Annotated in this window: 5 protein-coding genes; 3 read left to right on the top strand and 2 right to left on the bottom strand. The window is 42.6% G+C overall.

Features of this window, described 5'->3' with window-relative positions; translation table 11 throughout:
* Positions 1 to 543: 543 nt before the first annotated feature.
* A complete protein-coding gene (locus V3S16_RS04930; RefSeq protein WP_413883561.1) occupies positions 544 to 1,062 on the bottom strand; it encodes a cytochrome c3 family protein in 519 nt (172 codons plus the stop codon).
* A 378-nt stretch (positions 1,063 to 1,440) separates the two neighbouring features.
* On the opposite strand from V3S16_RS04930, the gene V3S16_RS04935 reads away from it, so the two are divergent.
* From V3S16_RS04935 to V3S16_RS04945, 3 genes are all read left to right on the top strand, one after another.
* Complete coding sequence (locus V3S16_RS04935; protein WP_413883562.1) at positions 1,441 to 1,773, top strand: cupin domain-containing protein; 333 nt, start codon at positions 1,441 to 1,443, stop codon at positions 1,771 to 1,773.
* 211 nt (positions 1,774 to 1,984) lie between these two features.
* Positions 1,985 to 2,257, top strand: coding sequence for a hypothetical protein (locus V3S16_RS04940; protein ID WP_413883563.1), 273 nt, complete (start codon positions 1,985 to 1,987; stop codon positions 2,255 to 2,257).
* Positions 2,254 to 2,640: a type II toxin-antitoxin system VapC family toxin gene (locus V3S16_RS04945; RefSeq protein ID WP_413883564.1), complete on the top strand. Its 387-nt coding sequence runs from the start codon at positions 2,254 to 2,256 to the stop codon at positions 2,638 to 2,640. The genes V3S16_RS04940 and V3S16_RS04945 overlap by 4 nt, the downstream gene beginning before the upstream one ends.
* Positions 2,641 to 2,725: 85 nt before the next feature.
* On the opposite strand, the gene V3S16_RS04950 is transcribed toward V3S16_RS04945, so the two are convergent.
* Positions 2,726 to 3,004: an antitoxin gene (locus V3S16_RS04950; RefSeq protein WP_413883565.1), complete on the bottom strand. Its 279-nt coding sequence runs from the start codon at positions 3,002 to 3,004 to the stop codon at positions 2,726 to 2,728.
* Positions 3,005 to 3,748: the final 744 nt, after the last annotated feature.

A 3,748-nucleotide genomic window follows, 5' to 3' on the forward strand; every position in this document is an offset into this window, starting at 1 on the left:
ATCAATGGTTAAGGAAAAAAGCGCGAAGCGCTTAACCTCTCCGAGGCGTAGGATCGTGCCTCTACGAGCCGGAGGCCTGAACCGGGAACCCGGAACCTTATAACCTAGACCGACCTGATGTCCAATTTATGTGCAATCCCATGGTATATAAAGGTCTACGGTCATTTATATAAGGTAAATAACGAGGTCTGTATTGAGAACTATCGGCATTTTCTATGAAAAGTATAGATTAACACAACACTTGGGTAAGGTTCAAGTGCAAAAAGGTAGGATCTAAGAGAGACCTGCGAGGAGGGAATGAAATGACTTCGTAAAAAAGTTGAACTGCACAGCGAGCGCATTCCCCGCAGCTTGACTTCGACGAGCTCAGTCGAGTCGCTGCGGGGTTAGCGAGCGAATCAAAAAATTGATAGAATTCCTTACAGTCGAAGCTCCCTGTAGCTTGCTGCAGGGAGCTTCAAAAACGTGTTTTACGAACGTTATAAGCGTAAGGTAGTAAATTCAAATACCTGATGAATTCGTATTTTTACGAATTCATCAATATTAATAGTCTTTCGGGTGACACTCAACGCAACCTGTGGGGCCGCCGCGGGGCAGTTTTTCTTTCAAAACCTGATACGACATTTCCATTTCTGTGCGCTTGACTTTAATGGTTTTGTGACACCCGACACACATTTTGTGATATGCATACTTGTAATACAAGATGGCCGTTGCTGTATAAACAAGGTATCTTGTCGGCTTTTTCGGCGATTTGAGCAAATCGTGACATTCTGCTGAAGCACAGAGGGGGATTTGGGTTTTTCCTTCCCATTTGTGATGGCAAATTCTACAGTCATTAATAAAATGTAGGGCATGATCAAATTCAACCGAAGATCTCTTCGGCTCAATCGACTCATGCGCCTTGATCACAATGACGCCCATGGGAATAAGCATATCTTCTAGCTTCTGTTCACCGGCATCCGTATCCTGCCCGGCGGCTTCCTCCTGCCCGGCGGCATCCAATGATACCCCAAGAATCAAAACCATCATCAAACACATCACCCCAATGCGTATTCTATGCATCCTCATCCTCCGCATTAAAAAAATCCGACTCTATATTATACATATCTAAAAAGTTTTCAAGCATAATATTGGTGAATCCGTAAAAAGTCTAATTGATCGCGTTTCAGGTTTTAAGTTTGAGCGTTAAATTCTGAAGCGCGGCAATTTCCTAAGCCCTAACTTATTGAGAAGTTACGTAGAACTAACTCTTAAAACATTCGAAAGCGAAATGGATGATTCGTAAGCCGCTGGATGATTTCGTTATATTTTTTTTTGCTTGTTCAAATTAAAGAATAGAGATTGATGTGTTAAGACCATGCAAATAATTACCGATTGAAAAATAACTTCCTGTATGTAAATAAATAAAAAATCAATTTCTTTTAATGCAAAGAGGTTACAATGTTCTATAAAAGTGATAGCAGCGGTTACAAGCAGATGCTGGAAGGGATAAAGATTAAGACTCTGGTTTTTGGCGAAAAAACGCTTTTAACCGAATTCCGACTGCAAAAAGAGAGTAAAATACCCAGACACAGCCACCCGCATGAACAGACAGGATACCTGGTTGCGGGTCGAATGCTGCTTTTCATCGGCGAGGAAACTTTTGAGACCGAAGCGGGAGACTCCTGGAGCATTCCCGGAGATGTTGAGCATAGTGCTGAGATCATAGAGGATTCAATCGCTGTAGAGGTCTTTTCTCCGGTACGCGAGGACTATTTGCCGGACAACCTGTAATCCCCTGAATATTCTGCAATTTAAAACTGATGAACTCAGAAAAGTCACGAATTCAACTGATTCAGATAGAATTGATTCGCTTTCCCGAATAATGACGTGGCCCTGGAATAATGCGTCCTTCCCGGAATTTTATATTGACAAATTCAACGGTGTGTAATAATGTTACGCATACGCCATATGATTACATATTAATATTTTGGAGGCGGATAAAATGTCTGTCAGAATTCAAGTCATATTACAAGAGGAGGAAGCGGCAAGATTCAAAGCCAAGGCTTTAAAAGAATCAAAGTCGCTAAGTGCCTGGTTGCGAGAAGCGGGAAAAAAGATGATAGAGATGAATCAACAAACGCATCCTTTGACCGACCCCGATTCTTTGGAGGTTTTTTTTAAAAAGTGCAACCAAAGAGAACATGGAACCGAACCGGACTGGGAAGAACATAAAAGGCTTGTTTTAGAGGGCTTTCAGGCAGGAAAAAAACCATGATTTTCGTTGACAGCAATGTTTTTATTTATGCTGTGGGTAAGCCTCATCCTTTGAAAAATGAAGCACAAGATTTCTTTTTAACATCCAGCAAGCGAGGCAAGCGACTGGCAACTTCCGCCGAAGTCTTACAGGAATTACTCCATGTCTATTTACCTGTTGGACGCCTGGCAACTCTTGATGCCGCCTTGGAACTTGCCACCAAAGGTGTTGACCGTGTTATTCCGATCAGTTCAGAAACGGTCCTTCTCGCCCGCGACCTGGCCGACAGGCACCCTGGATTAACTGCCAGAGACCTTTTACATCTGTCTGTTTGTCAATTAAATAAAATCAAAGAGTTAAAAACTTTTGACCGCAACTTGCTGTCAGTCTTCTCCCCCCAATAAAATCGTAATGCGATTTTATGAAACCCCCGCAACACAGACTGCGGCATTAGCTCTCCTTTGAACTGAAAGATTATGCCAGTCCTTTTTATCCTGCTTCTTTTAAAAAGCCACTTACATATTTGTGAAGCACACTTCCAATTAATGTTTGATAAGGGATGCCTTCCCGGGCGGCTCTTCTTTGCAAAGCGGAAAGATCATTTTCCGAAATCCTTATGTTGATCTTACGATTCTTTTTCATCGTATTGCGAGCTATTGTTTGGTAGTCAGGCTGAGATTTTGAGGGCTTTAGCATTCCATTTTCATATGCCTCTAAGATTTCTTTTTCGTATTCATCAAGGACTATTTTTTTTTGTTTCTTAACCATTTTTTCCTCCAAGGTACTTCTTGTTGCCTTTCTACTGGGAATTATCGTTTTAAGAAAATACCCGTTTTTATCGATAACACACGGAACTAAATGCGTCAACGGCTTGAAGTCAGCGCTATTTTAATTTCACTCTGGCATATATTGTCAGTCACCGGAAAAACATGAACGAATTTCTCAAACGAAGAATAGATAATGAGGCGGCTTATGTATGACAAAGAGCTTGCTTTGGAGATTTAAATTTGAATTCCCCGCTGCTTGTCGTAGCAAAGCGAAGATTCCGCATACCGGGGTTGGAGCGTAGCAGAAAGGGTCCAAGGATTCAGCCGTCTTCGCTAAAGCTACGCCGAGCCAAGAGGGTTCGAGTGAAATACCTAAAGATATCTACGCCCTAAACTGATCGGTTCTAGGTTCAGGGTTCTAGGTTCAAAGGTTATAAAAACTTGATATTACTTAATGTTACAACTCAATGTCACGATTGGTCTCTTGCACCCCATTGGGTGAAAATTACTTGCCGCCTCTATTGAGGCGCAACTCTTTTGGGTTGAGCCTGTAAGGGCTCATTAACCCGGAACCCCTGGCCCAGACCTGATTTCAAGAAGTTGAATCCAATGCGTATATTTTAATAGCAGAGGGTTGATCTCCTTGATAACGGCCGTCGCGCTCTCCGAGGCGTAGGCTCTATGTCTCTACGAGCCGGAGGCCAGGGCGGGCTTGAACGCTGAACCGCTGAACCCAGGTTAATAT

This window comes from Candidatus Desulfatibia sp., from assembly GCF_036446775.1.
Classification (GTDB): Bacteria; Desulfobacterota; Desulfobacteria; order Desulfobacterales; family UBA11574; genus Desulfatibia_A.